We start from the raw sequence: 12,428 nt of genomic DNA on the forward strand, positions 1-12,428 counted from the left end.
CAGGGTCCGGCTGGTGTCTATCGATCTTGTCTCCGACGACCTGTGGGAGCGAATAGCTCCACTCCTGCCAGAGCGGCCGTCCCGACGCCACCGTCATCCCGGACGGCTGCCTGTGCCGGACCGGGTTGCGCTGGCGGCCATCGTGTACGTGCTACGCAAGGGTGTGGCCTGGCGCGACGTCCCAGTCCAGGTCGTCGGCTGCTCGGGGGTAACCTCCTGGCGTCGGCTGCGGGACTGGACCGAGGCTGGCGTCTGGCCTCGCCTTCATGAGGCACTCCTAACCGAGCTGCGGGCAACCGGCCTGCTGGACATGGACGATACGGCCATCGACGGCTCCCACATCAGGGCCCTCAAAGGGGGGCTCACGTCGGTCCTTCGCCCGTCGACCGCGGTCGCCCCGGCTCCAAGCACCATGTGATCGTCGACCACCACGGCACGCCCCTGGCCGTCTCCCTGACCGGTGGGAACCGGCACCACCCAGTTGATCCCCCTGCTGGACGCGATACCCCGCATCCGAGGGGTGCGCGGACGTCCCCGCAACCGACCCAGACGGCTCTTCGCCGACCGGGGCTACGACTACGACAAGTACCTGGCCGTGCGGCAGACCCACAGCGTCCTCGCCAACGGGCCGGCTCGACACGAGCGGTACTCCTTCGGCGTCTCGCAGGCCACTGTGCTGGCCCCGCACACCGGCTACTCCGTGCGCGTGTATCCGGCGATCCGTGTGACGGCCGGCACCGTCACGATCAACCAGTGGATCACCGACACCGACCTGATCGCGATCACCCGATAGGAGCTGCACCGTGCACTACTTCATCAACGACAACGGCGGCTGGATGAGCGTCAGCGGTGACTCCGACGTTCTCGCTGTCGTGCCGGACGGATACCGCGAGGTGTCCGAAGCCGAGTTCAACGAGGCAGCCGGGATCATCGTCCTCCCCGCACCGGAACAGCAGACCGACGCCGAGTAGGACCGCGTTGCGCATCCTCGCCTTCCTTCCCGCGTATGGGGAGGCCCCACCTACAGGCGCCCTCGTCACCACCCGCGAATACCTGCACGGCCTGGTCGCGGCCGGGCACCAGGTCGACGTCGTCACCACCACGGCGACCGCACCCGCCGCCGTCCGAACCGTGGACGGTGTGCGGGTGTGGCTGTTCGGCTACTGGTGGCGTGCTGCTGAAGCCGTGGCCTCAGGCCTCGTTGCGCGACCCGCAGTACCTCGTCCGGGGGTCGCTCGTCAGCTCGTTCGATCACAATGAGGCCCCAGCCCTTCCGGCGGACTGCGCCAAGCGTCACTGCACGCTCACGCAGCAGGTACTTCACCGCAGAAGCCACGTCGGCCACTGGAGGACTTACCTTGTAGCTGGCGAGTTTCTCGACATACCAATCCAGCCAGTGCTCGCCTTCCCTCGTCGCAGCTCGGGACAAAGCGGGCTCGGCATTCCCATCGAGAAATACCATCACCGGCCGGACCCGAACGAGAGCCTCGGTGAGGTCAGTCATGAAGGCGTCGATCGTCTCTTCGCCGTGCCCCATGGCCAGCAGCGTCGGCACGAACGGCATCAGCGCATCCGCGATCACCACGTCATCGCCGCTCGCCACAACCGCATCGACGAAATTCGCCGTCGCCGCGATCAGTGTCTGCAGCTGGACCCTGCCTGTCGCTTTGAACTCCTCGGCCGCCGCGGCGAACTGCGGTCGGCTCAAGATCTCTTCCTCGTGGAAGTGGTCCACCCGTAGTCCCGCAGCGGCCAGCCATTGGGACAGCCCGTCGCACAGCGTCGACTTGCCCATTCCGGGAGATGCTCCCCACACCGTGATCAGAACTGTCATGGCTTCCGAGCCTAGGATCGGAAGCCATGACAGCCAACTCCACGGCGTCCACGGCCATCCGTGCCGCGCTCGTGATCTTCACGTGAAAACCGTTCGGCACCGGTAGTGGCTGTCCCGGGACCGGGCCTGGTGGCGCCGACGCCATACAGACCAGCGGAGTCGGTGTGCGGCTGAGTGGATGCGCTGGGCAACTAGCATGGTGAAGAGGTGCTGTCCACCTGCGGCTCCTACCGTTCCACCCGTCTGATGTCAGCCTGGTCTCGACATGGCATGGACTTGAGCTGTCTATAGGCTCCGTCTTGAAAATGACGGGCGCAATAGGAGAGGACGTTTGAGCACGCCCAGTTGCTGGCCGCGCTCAAGGTGACAGATCCTCACCCCGCCACTGTGCGGTCGAGTTCATCGCCAACGACGGCGCCATCCCACCGTGGGACGGAGGAGAGAGGTCGGCGGCGTTCGTTCCGCTCGCCCCCGAGCCTCAAACGCCACTCCACGACGTCAGATACCAAAGGCCAGTCAGTACACGCCTGAGATGCGGGCGGCAAGGAGACGGGCGTCATCCACTTCTTGGGGCATAGCGCATCCCAGTCCTTCCTGAATCCTCCGCCTGGCGATCTCGTAGGCGTCTGACCGTTCGCCTGTGTCGACGGCTGCCCGGAAACCGGTGAGGGTTGCGAGCACCTCGGGCCTCGTGCCGTAATCCTGCTCGGGGAAAAGGGGATCGAAGGAGGACAGAAGTGTTCCGTTGTCCGCGTACGCGATCCACGTAGATCCGGTTTCCCGCAGGGAAAGCGCGATGGTCCCCGCGGAAACCGCTGAGATCACCTCATCCCGTGCAAGGTAAGACCCGTAAGGCTCGACAATGAATGACCAGTCATTGTGCGTACCAGAGCGAACCAGGGGGCCGCTGGAGTCGAGAAAACCGCCGTTTCGAAGCTCTTCAAGATCGAGTTCGGGTACGTCGTCCTCCTCGGTTTCCTCTCCCTGGGCTTGGATGATCTCCGCTTCCAGGCGGCTCAGGGAGACGGGGGTGACTGCTCTGCCTGCTGCCCTTGACAGGAGATCAGCAGGGAGGATGTGCCTGGCGAAGATTACGCAGTAGCCAGCGTCGTAGAGTTGGGAGTTGGGGAAAAGCCTGCCGTTCACGAGTTCCCTCGATTGCTGTGCCAGGCGGTCTCGCCGGTCACTATGGCGAGACCGCCCGACTCGGGCATGGGTCTATGAGCTACTTGTTGCCGGCGTCCACCCAGTACGGGTCATTGTTGATCAGGCGGAACTTTACTGCTGCCCTGCCGAGGTCGCCACCAACGCCTTCGTTGTCGAGCTTCGTCATGCTGGCTCGGGCGCACTTTGCAGTAGGAGGAGGCATTTTGCCTTGGTTATATCCGGGCCATGTGAGGGACAGGTACTGCTGGCCTTCGATCGTCTGCGAGACGACCATGTACTGCTGGCACTGCGACCCCGAGGTGACGCCTTGCTGTGCGCCGCTGTTCTTGGACTTGGCGAAGGGATACTCGTCGCATTGCGCCGGCTTCGGCGTGCTCGGATCAGCTGTGAAGGTTTTGTCGCAGATTATCCCGCGGTTCTTCTGCTCGATCGTGGCGTCCGCTTCCCGCCTCAGCGGCTCCCCGTGCCCCTCCCAGCCGGGGTGGCTGGACATGCTGGCCTGGGCCATGCCGATGAACTGGCGAGCGAGGTTGTACTTTGTGTCGATCACGAAGGTGGGGGTGTAGTTCTTGACGACGCAGCCTGCGTACGTGCCGATTTCGTTGTCGCAGCGGACGTCGTATTGCCCGTCTCCAGGCTCATTGTCGTCGCCCCAAGAGGTAGTGCCATACGAGCCACCGATATTGACGGTGAGGTCGTAGGTCATCATGAACTCTGCGTTCTTTGTGGTGTTAGTCCACGAGCGGGTCCACGTTCCGTCGATGGACTGACCGACGGTGATTGGTCGAGGCGTTCCCCAGGGCTGTGTATCCGCTTTGCACCAGCTGGCACCGAACGAGCACTCGGAGTCCACCTGAACTGTCATCACATTCGAAGTAATGTCGGAGGACTTGAGGTGGACGTTCATGTACTCGGTGAACTCGGTGGTGCTGTTGGTTGGGTCGATCTCCTGCTGGACAAGGGCGTACGCCTTGCCGAGGACCATGCCAGTGGTCGTCTCAACCATGAGGATGACGAGGTCCCGTTGGGAACATACCGATTGGCGAGTCACGTAGACTTGGTTGTTCGGCATGATGTCGCACCACACGGCTGTGGGTGCACTAGGTGAAGCGAGTGCTTTTCGCCCGGTGGACGCCTGTGGCTTCCCCCATTCGAAGCACACTGCGCGCTTCTGGCCGGCCTTCCGCAGTGCGGTCAATCTCTTCCTGGTCTCATCGCAGTTTGACTGTCCAGCAGCGACGCTAGGTGCTTTGAGCGTCTGAAAGTCCGACGGTCGATTTTTGGCGACAGGAGCGGAAATGGTCGTGTTTCCGCTCGCCGCAGTTGTGGAGCCTAATGAGGCGTCAGAGGCCGCTGTGGCTGGTGTTTGCAGTGCCAGAAGAGACAGTGCAGCAGCAGCTAAAAGCTCTTCCCCATCTCATGTGTAATTTTCCCCCAAAAGCATTGCGTGGGCCGGATTGCTCACGTCGAAAACCAAGGCAATCATGGTGTGATCAAAGAGGTCAACGGCGCCTTCCAGGCAAAAGATCGCGCCACTGCAGCGGCTATTGACGGCCCATCAGCTGATTTCCAGCCGTAACCAAATGGGGCATTCGCTCATCTTTCCGGCGGCGGATTCAACCCGGGGACCGCCCAGCTTTGTCGGACCGCGATTTGGGGTGGCCGTCTCACAAGGCGTTGCCTGCCGGACGCAGGTCTCCAAAGGTCGCGCCGGCACCCGTAGCGCGCTGGCCCTGACACCACGCCAGTCGGGACCGGCCCCGAGGACCGCGCTACTAGGGCCTGTGTGATGTCGTGATCAATCTTGCCCATCCGGGTCCGTCTGGAAGGCGGATCCGGTAGGAAGACGATCGTGACGCGCAGGCAACTCACCGACGGACAGTGGAAGTTGATCGAGCCGTTCCTGCCGATAGGCGAGTACGGCCCGTACCCCGAGCGGCTGCGGGATCAGTTCGAGGGGGTGATCTGGCGGTTCAGAACAGGCGCGCAGTGGCGTGAGATGCCGGGCGAGTTCGGGCCCTGGCCGACCGTCTACGGACGCTTCCGGGTCTGGCGCAACGCCGGCGTCTTCACCGCGCTGCTGGAGGGCCTGATCGCCGAAGCCGCCCGCCAGGGCAAGACAGACTTATCCCTGGTCAGCGTGGACTCCACGACGGTCCGCGCTCACCACGACGCCGCCGGGATGCTCGTCGGCAAGGACGTCATGGAGGCTCTGGAGGAAGCCGCCGCCGAGCAGGAACAGGCCCGGCAAAAAGGGGCGACGAGGCGGAACAGAACGGGCGGGGCGAAGGAAACGGGCCTGAGCAGGAAGAACGCCGACGCGTCCGCCGCCGACGCAGGCTCCGGCTGAAGGAAGCCCTGCTCGGAAGGTCCCGCGGCGGATTGACCAGCAAGATTCACCTCGCTGCCGACCGCAGGCGTCGGCCTCTGTCATTCGTTTTGACCGCCGGTCAGGCCGCGGACAGCCCTCAGTTCGTCCCCGTGCTGAAGAAGATCCGCGTCCGTCTGCCGGTCGGTCGGCCCCGCACCCGGCCGGGCGCGGTGGCTGCGGACAAGGCGTATTCGTCCCGCGCCAACCGCGCTCACCTGCGAAGACGCCGCATCAAGGCGGTCATTCCGGAGAAGAAGGACCAGGCTGCCAACCGTAAGAAGAAGGGCAGCCGGGGCGGTCGTCCCGTCACTTTCGACGCGGGGCTTTACCGTGACCGCAACACCGTCGAGCGACTGATCAACCGGCTGAAGGACTGGCGCGGCATCGCCACACGCTTCGACAAGACGCCCGAGAGCTACCTCGCCGGCCTCGAACTCCGCGCCTCGATGATCTGGCCCGGAGATCTCCTGCAAGCAGCCGATTGATCACGACATCACACAGGACCTAGTGGGCCACGATCACGCACGCCAGCCGGAGCGACAAGGTCACCCTCTACTGGGACATCGACCACGGCGGGTCCTGGCGGGACAGCGGCGCCTGTTCGGCGACCGGGCACTCGGGAGGCGCGCAGAACACCCGAGCCGTCAAGGCCGTTTACGGCAACGGCTTCCATCTGGAAGCGGAGGCATGCGGCCACCACGCCGGCCGCATCAGGTGCACCGCGTCGCTCCCCTAGCGGTGAGCGCCCCTGGCGGTGAGCAACGGACGGCGCCGGGCCCACCAGCCCGCCCGGCGCCGCCGCCCACACACGAAAGGAACCGCACGCATGAACCCCCGCCAACCCCGCACCATAGTGCTGGACTTCGAGGAATACGTCCGTACGCGGCACGACGCCCTGCTGCGCAGCGCCCGCCGCCTGGTCGGCGACCCGCTCGACGCCCAGGATCTCCTGCAGACCGCGTTGTTAGGCACCTACGGCCGGTGGGAGTGCATAGCGGACAAGCAGCTCGCGGACGCGTATATGCGCCGCGTCATGATCAACACTCGCACGGAGTGGTGGCGGGCCCGTAAACTTCAGGAGCTCCCTTTGGCACAGCTGCCAGAGAGGAGAGGCGAGGACTCCGCGGAGCAGCATGCCGATCGCGCGCTGTTGATGGACATCATGCGCGTGCTGACGCCGCAGCAGCGCAGTGTCGTGGTGCTGCGGTACTGGGAAAGGATGACCACGGAGGAGACGGCTGCCGCCCTCGGCATGGCGCCCGGAACGGTCAAAAGCACTCTGCACCGTGCGCTCGCTAGGCTCCGCGAGGAGTTGCAGTGCCGAGACCCTGGTTCTGCTGCGGCGTCCCCAACCGAGCGTCGATGCCCGACGGATGGCCGACGAGCCCGATGATGCGCGGGATGCACCGCATCATTCTCGGCACGGGACGATGCTCACCGACCGGCGGGTGCCCCCTGCCTACCACTGTTATGTCTGATCTCGCAGGGCCTCCAACTCCGCGCGCAGCGCCACGTTCTCCGCTCTCAGTTCGGCCTTGCTGCGCCTGTCTGCGGGCGACCTCCGGGCGGAATGACCGGGCCTTTGAGAGCGGTCTTTTTGCGGAGGTTCAGCGACTGGTCCAAGAGGTTCGAAGGCGACGATCACGGCTGGGTCCAGCCCGCACTCTGAACAGCGCTCTTTGTCGCAGACCCCACCATCGGGTCGTGGACTGCTCTTGATACGGATCGCCTCGATGACGTGGCCGCAGTACAAGCGCAACCGCCACCTCTGCAGCTCCCATGGAGGAGTTGGAGGTCCCAGGAGCTGGCGCATCTTCTTCCGCTGCTCCTCTGACCAGGCAGGAGCCCTGGCGAGCTGACGCTGGACCCACTCATGGACCTGCACAGCCTCGTGTTGGCGGCGATGATCGGCCTTGGTCAGTTGGTAGTCTGCCAAGGGCACGCCATGGCGCAGATACTCGACTTCCATCCCAAGGAGGGTAGGGAGACGAGGCCTCTTCTGGGGAGGAGTCCCCCGGGAAGGCACTCCTTTGGATGACTCGGTGTCACAGAGTGGTGCAGGATCGAAGTACAGCGACCGTCGGCCCTCGCGGTGACGGGTCGGTTTGCCGGGCGTCACCGCGGCCACCGCGGTGCTCTCGCTGCCGAGCAAGCACTGACTCGTATGACCTGCCGGACAGGCGGGCAAGCCGCTGCCCGTCGGCCAGTACGGCGGCCGTCCGGTGCGTTGTCGTCAGTGGCCGGACGCGCCGCCCGTCCGGGACCGGGCAACGTGAGTTCGCCGACGCTCAAGAGGCCGACCAGTCCGCGGTATCTGGGCGGCCGCCGACGCACTGGGGCCCGCCCAGCACGAAGTTCTCCTTGGGTCCTGGCCGAACGACCCCCGCGGCAAGCGGGTGTGCGAGAACGCGTCGCCTGGGAGGGCCGCTTCGATGACTGCCTCGACGGACGGGTGCTCACCTCGTGCGGCCCGCTGGACGAGATCCGTACCCAACTCACTGTGAAGTTCACGGTGTTGTTCCCGCATCTGCATGAGCGGCAGCGACGGCTACTGATGGCCGCGGAGGCACGTGTCCTGGGGCACGGTGGTGTTCGGGTCGTCGCGCGGGCCGCCTCGGTCTGAACGCTCGCGTCGATCACCTGCCGGTGATCCCGCTACCGCCCACCCCGCTTCGGCGTCCGGTCCGGCAGCAGAGGCTCTATCCCCGCACCCACTGGGCATCAGCCAACGACACACACTCAACCAACGATCTGATGATCTGAAGGAAATGGCCTGGTCTGGGGCGAAGGCCCACTTTCGCGAGCGTTGGCCCTCTTGCTGACAGGAGCAGCGTCGTGACTCGGCCAGGGAAAATGCGTGATCGCTATTGTCCGGTATGTCGGGCTGAGGTATGACGTCACGTGACGCTGGAGTATGGGTGTCGGCGTCGGCCGGATCAAGACCCACTTCGGATGCTTGGGGGCTCTTCCACCAGCGGCGCGGCTGTGTTGCGGCCCTCTGGGCCCAATGCGACCGTGTTCCAGGGGGCGTGCCGACGGCCTGGCAAGGACAACCTTGCAGGTGACGGCAGTACGCGTCGTACGCGGAAAGAGCCGCGGCCCACCATCCCTGGCACCGTGATGCGGCGCGCGTCCAGAAACTGGGGGAAGCGCACAGAAAGCGGGAAATGCAATGGCGAACGGACCCATGGACAGGCCCTCCTTCGGCGGGCACCCCGAACGGCCCAATGGTCACGTCACGGGCCTGGGCACGGAGTACACCGGTCGGTACGTGGTCCTGCTCGACCCGAGCAACCAGGAGGCCGGACTGAACGCCCTGCGTTCTTCCGCCGACATAGCGTCTGTCGAACGTGTCCGGGGAACCGAGAGCGCGAACGTCGCCGAACTCCTCGAGCGTCCCGACGTCTCAGTGCTCTTCGAGGAGCTCGGTGCCGCCGTCGTCGAGGTGCGGCCTGACCAGCGGCACGCGCTGGTGACCACGGCCGAGGCGGAGTCCTCGATCATCGCGGCGGAGCCTGAGCGTATGGTCTACGCTTCGCCGGTCATCACTCCGCAGCAGGCGCCGACCGAGTTCTTCCCGGCCTACCGCAGCGACGAGGAGGTGGTCACCCGCCACACCACGGCCGAAATGGCCGCTGCCCATGGACCGGCCTGGGACGAGCAGAGGTGGACCTGGGGCCTGCAGGCGATCCGGGCCAGCCTGTCCACCTTGACCGGACGTGACGTGAAGATCGCCGTCCTCGACACCGGCGTGGACACCGACCACCCGGACCTGGCCGGGCGTATCGAGGCGACGGCCTCCTTCGTGCCCGGCCAGACCGTCGAGGACGGCAACGGCCACGGCACGCACTGCATCGGCACCGCCGCCGGTCCGGCCCACCCCCAGCAGGGGCCCCGCTACGGCGTGGCCTGCGAGGCCCGGATCCTCGCGGCGAAGGTACTCAGCAACGCGGGCAGCGGATCCGACGGCCAGATCCTGGCGGGCATGGCCTGGGCCGTCGCCCACGGCGCGCGGGTGATCTCCATGTCGCTCGGCGCGGGGGTCCGACCGGGTGAGCTGTTCCCGCAGACGTACGAGCACCTGGCCCTCCGCGCGCTCAGGCGCGGGACGGTCATCGTCGCCGCCGCGGGCAACGACAGCCAGCGGCCCCCGAGTATCCAGCCGGTCAGCCGGCCCGCCAACTGTCCCTCGATCCTCGCGGTGGCCTCGCTCGACAAAGCGCTCACGACGTCGTTCTGGTCCAACGGCGGCATCAACGGCCAGGGCGGCGAGATCAACATCGCCGCGCCCGGCAGGGACGTGCGCTCGGCCGCCCCTGGTGGCGGGTACCAGAACCTGAGCGGCACCAGCATGGCCACGCCGCACGCGGCGGGTGTCATCGCGCTGCTCGCCCAGGCGAACCCGAACGCTTCCGCCGCCGATCTCATGGCCCTTCTGAAGTCCGGTGCGTTCCCGCTGACGCAGCCCGTCAGGGACGTAGGCGCCGGCCTGCTCCAGGCCCCGTGAGCGAGTCATCCCAGTCCGAGCCGGTCGGGGTCATCCTGGCGGTCGACCCCGACCGGCTCGCGGACGTGATCGAGGCCCTGCGGCGGGCCGGGCTGACGGTCACGGGCGAGCAACCGCTCCTCGGCACCCTCTCCGGCACCGTCGCGGAGGACCGGATACCGGCCCTGGAGGCAATCGACGGCGTCGACTCCGTCGACCGCGAGCGCACCATCCGACTCCCCCCGCCCGACTCCCCGATCCAGTGAGCCCGCGGAACTTCCCCGGGCTGGGTCCGGGGACGTTCCAATGGCAACTGGAGCCTTCACGAGCACCCCGACGCCCTGCGGGCAGTTGAGGACGGAACTGATCAACGCTGGGGACATCGAGGCTGCCGGGATCTGAACCGCCTCACCCGCGTGGCCCATCTACAGGCCAGCCTGCCCGTTTGACTGCGTATCGCCGCGCCGACGGATGCCCCTTGGCCTCCCGATCACAGCCGAGGACTGCCATAGGAAGAAGGGCGGGGTACGGAGTTCGTGCGTCGGGCGACAGGCCGCCTTACCGGGGACTGGACCTCTCACATCTGCCTCAACCCCAGGCTCCCACTGCGGCACCAGCCGCACCCCGACCGGCGATCCCGCCCCGCTCCGGTCCACCGGCAGCGGGACTTCCTTCGCAGCATCGTCCACGGACACCATCACCGCCCCCTCGCCGGACAGGATCTCCGTCATCGTCTCCCGTGTGATCTCCAGCCGGGACAGCACAGCCTCCCGCTCGGCAAGACGACCAGCCAACTCCTCCATCCGCGAGCGAAGTTCACTGATCTCGGCCCGGGCAGCCGCCTCCCGCCGCTCGATCTCCTCCAGCCACGACACCATCGCCGCCTCCAAGACCACGTCCTGGGACACGACGATCCGCCGTCCGCGCACGCACGGCAACGGCGCACGGCACCACCAGCTCACTGAGAAAGAGCCGCACCCGACCCGTATCACGGACGCCGCTGAAGGCTGCCCCTGGACAGATCGAGGCCGCCTCAGGCGGCGCGGACCCTGCCGGTGTCGCAGAAGTCCGCCTACGCCTGGCACGCGGCCTGCCGGGAGGGCGGGGTGAGGCGTTACGCTTCGTCTCTCACACCCACGGCGCGGTGAGGTCGGTCACGGTGATGTCCTTGGTCAGCGCCTTGACCAAGGAGCTGCGGAGGTGCTCCGGGATGTCTGACCACTGCACGAACGCCCAGTAGTGGTACCAGTTGCCCACCTCGGGCCTCGCAAGGTCGCGCTTCAGCAGCTCCCCACGAGACGTGAGCCACACGCACCTCTCGTTTTGGAAGTAGTCCGTGCTGTAGAGCTTCCAGCCCACACGGTTCTCGTAACCAATGGGCTTGCATCCCGCGTAGTCTTCGGCCTCCTTACGCGCGAGAAACTCACGAATGAGCCGAGGCCCAATCTCACCCTCCCGCTCGTGAATACGCCGCTCGACTGAGTCCATGCTCCCCCCTCACAGCTGGCACGTCACCGTGGAGGACGCTCACTACAGTGTCATGCCGCTGCAGCGGAACCACAAGAACCCGGCCGAGGGGGTATGGGCGCTGCTGAAGAACGACCTGGGCAACCTTGCCGCCTGTACCGTCGATGTCCTCGCCGAGCTGACCCGTACCCGCCTGAAGCAGATGCCGTACCGGGCCGGCTCCCTCGACGGCCTTTTCGCCTAGACCGGCCTCACCTTGACCGTCACCCGCAGCGAAACCCTCAGTTGCATGAGGGTCCGTCAGCTTACTGCCGGACCCTCATGCCTGATCAAAATCGGTGCCTCGCTGTACAGTCTGAGACGCCATCCGCTTATCGATCACGGGGCTGGTCTGGTCGAACAGGGTTCCTGATCGGGTGATCGCGCGAGAACCGGAGCATGACAGCAGGGCCTCTTGGTAGTTCGGGGGTGCGATCCCAACCGAGTACCAGGAGGCCCTGTTGCCGCAGTCTTTCGCGCTCGCGTGCGTGGAGTCCAACTCGCTGCCACCGTCGTGTGACTGCCTCGCGCACAGGTTCGGCAACGCGGCATACCGGCCGGACCGCGCCCGGTGCTATGGCTCCGACATGACTGAGTCAGAGTGGCAGGTCATCCGGGCCGTACTGCCGGTTCCTGCCTGGCTGGAAGGACGGGGCGGCCGGCCGGAGGGCTACTACCACCGGCAGATGATCGACGCGGTCCGCTACGTGGTCGACAACGGCGTCAAGTGGGCCAACCTGCCCGCAGACTTCCCGCCGTTCAAACGCGTGCACGCCTTCGCTCGCCGCTGGCAGATCCGGGGCCTGCTCGTCGAGTTCCACGACCGGCTGCGCGACAGGGTCCGCCAGAAGGAGGGCCGCTTGGCCGTTGTGGGAGCTGCTGCCCGCGCTTCCCTCGCCCCGAAAGCCGTCAGACCTGTCCTGAAGCGTTCCGTGCTGGAGGTGGCGCCGTTCGATCTTGTGCCCTTCCGCCCGGGTTCCGCAGTTAATCGGGGTTCTGGGCCTTGGATGAGGTCGAACCTGCTGGCCAGCGGTGTGGCGGCTGGTGGGAATCGGTGTTCGGCC

General features: G+C 66.0%; 12 protein-coding genes and 2 pseudogenes. 9 read left to right on the plus strand and 5 right to left on the minus strand.

Annotated elements, in window-relative coordinates:
* Positions 1-13: 13 nt before the first annotated feature.
* Positions 14-589: pseudogene (locus tag ABZZ74_RS46670) on the plus strand (IS5 family transposase); the annotation flags it as partial.
* A gap of 214 nt (positions 590-803) precedes the next feature.
* Positions 804-971, plus strand: coding sequence for a hypothetical protein (locus tag ABZZ74_RS46675; protein WP_356950199.1), 168 nt, complete (start codon positions 804-806; stop codon positions 969-971).
* 122 nt (positions 972-1,093) lie between these two features.
* Here ABZZ74_RS46675 and ABZZ74_RS46680 read toward each other — a convergent pair whose 3' ends face one another.
* The 3 genes from ABZZ74_RS46680 to ABZZ74_RS46690 form a co-directional block, all read right to left on the minus strand.
* Positions 1,094-1,834 (minus strand): hypothetical protein, encoded by a 741-nt coding sequence (locus ABZZ74_RS46680; protein WP_356950200.1) that lies wholly within the window; start codon positions 1,832-1,834, stop codon positions 1,094-1,096.
* 516 nt (positions 1,835-2,350) lie between these two features.
* A complete protein-coding gene (locus tag ABZZ74_RS46685; protein WP_356950201.1) occupies positions 2,351-2,980 on the minus strand; it encodes a DUF6461 domain-containing protein in 630 nt (209 codons plus the stop codon).
* A 79-nt stretch (positions 2,981-3,059) separates the two neighbouring features.
* Positions 3,060-4,007 (minus strand): hypothetical protein, encoded by a 948-nt coding sequence (locus ABZZ74_RS46690; protein ID WP_356950202.1) that lies wholly within the window; start codon positions 4,005-4,007, stop codon positions 3,060-3,062.
* A gap of 846 nt (positions 4,008-4,853) precedes the next feature.
* On the opposite strand from ABZZ74_RS46690, the pseudogene ABZZ74_RS46695 reads away from it, so the two are divergent.
* The 5 genes and pseudogenes from ABZZ74_RS46695 (at position 4,854) to ABZZ74_RS46715 (ending at position 10,124) form a co-directional block, all read left to right on the plus strand.
* Positions 4,854-5,857 (plus strand): annotated as a pseudogene (locus ABZZ74_RS46695) (IS5 family transposase).
* 341 nt (positions 5,858-6,198) lie between these two features.
* Positions 6,199-6,765: a SigE family RNA polymerase sigma factor gene (locus ABZZ74_RS46700; RefSeq protein WP_356950203.1), complete on the plus strand. Its 567-nt coding sequence runs from the start codon at positions 6,199-6,201 to the stop codon at positions 6,763-6,765.
* A 1,005-nt stretch (positions 6,766-7,770) separates the two neighbouring features.
* Positions 7,771-7,995, plus strand: coding sequence for a hypothetical protein (locus ABZZ74_RS46705; RefSeq protein ID WP_356950211.1), 225 nt, complete (start codon positions 7,771-7,773; stop codon positions 7,993-7,995).
* 549 nt (positions 7,996-8,544) lie between these two features.
* Positions 8,545-9,879 carry a S8 family serine peptidase gene (locus tag ABZZ74_RS46710; RefSeq protein ID WP_356950204.1) on the plus strand — a complete coding sequence of 445 codons (1,335 nt, stop codon included), beginning with the start codon at positions 8,545-8,547 and terminating at the stop codon, positions 9,877-9,879.
* Positions 9,876-10,124, plus strand: a complete 249-nt coding sequence (locus ABZZ74_RS46715; protein ID WP_356950205.1) for a hypothetical protein — start codon at positions 9,876-9,878, stop codon at positions 10,122-10,124. The genes ABZZ74_RS46710 and ABZZ74_RS46715 overlap by 4 nt, the downstream gene beginning before the upstream one ends.
* Positions 10,125-10,283: 159 nt before the next feature.
* On the opposite strand, the gene ABZZ74_RS46720 is transcribed toward ABZZ74_RS46715, so the two are convergent.
* Both ABZZ74_RS46720 and ABZZ74_RS46725 read right to left on the minus strand, forming a co-directional pair.
* Entirely contained in the window at positions 10,284-10,766 is a 483-nt protein-coding gene (locus ABZZ74_RS46720; RefSeq protein ID WP_356950206.1) for a hypothetical protein, read from the minus strand.
* A gap of 220 nt (positions 10,767-10,986) precedes the next feature.
* Positions 10,987-11,346 carry a hypothetical protein gene (locus tag ABZZ74_RS46725; RefSeq protein ID WP_356950207.1) on the minus strand — a complete coding sequence of 120 codons (360 nt, stop codon included), beginning with the start codon at positions 11,344-11,346 and terminating at the stop codon, positions 10,987-10,989.
* Between ABZZ74_RS46725 and ABZZ74_RS46730 the strand changes: the two genes are divergently transcribed.
* Together ABZZ74_RS46730 and ABZZ74_RS46735 are read left to right on the plus strand one after the other, a co-directional pair.
* A complete protein-coding gene (locus ABZZ74_RS46730) occupies positions 11,345-11,569 on the plus strand; it encodes a hypothetical protein (RefSeq protein ID WP_356950208.1) in 225 nt (74 codons plus the stop codon). The two genes, ABZZ74_RS46725 and ABZZ74_RS46730, sit on opposite strands and share 2 nt — an antisense overlap.
* 382 nt (positions 11,570-11,951) lie before the next feature.
* Positions 11,952-12,428: transposase (locus ABZZ74_RS46735; RefSeq protein ID WP_356950209.1), on the plus strand; the 477-nt coding region annotated here is incomplete at its 3' end.

It is taken from the genome of Streptomyces sp. NPDC006476, from assembly GCF_040612015.1.
GTDB lineage: Bacteria > Actinomycetota > Actinomycetes > Streptomycetales > Streptomycetaceae > Streptomyces > Streptomyces griseorubiginosus_B.

Bases quoted from the DNA above. Each gene is read 5' to 3' on its own strand.
- ABZZ74_RS46680 (WP_356950200.1), bottom strand. From the start codon at position 1,834: ATGACAGTTCTGATCACGGTGTGGGGAGCATCTCCCGGAATGGGCAAG.
- ABZZ74_RS46690 (WP_356950202.1), bottom strand. From the start codon at position 4,007: ATGGTTGAGACGACCACTGGCATGGTCCTCGGCAAGGCGTACGCCCTT.
- ABZZ74_RS46700 (WP_356950203.1), top strand. From the start codon at position 6,199: ATGAACCCCCGCCAACCCCGCACCATAGTGCTGGACTTCGAGGAATAC.
- ABZZ74_RS46710 (WP_356950204.1), top strand. From the start codon at position 8,545: ATGGCGAACGGACCCATGGACAGGCCCTCCTTCGGCGGGCACCCCGAA.
- ABZZ74_RS46730 (WP_356950208.1), top strand. From the start codon at position 11,345: ATGCTCCCCCCTCACAGCTGGCACGTCACCGTGGAGGACGCTCACTAC.
- ABZZ74_RS46725 (WP_356950207.1), bottom strand. From the start codon at position 11,346: ATGGACTCAGTCGAGCGGCGTATTCACGAGCGGGAGGGTGAGATTGGG.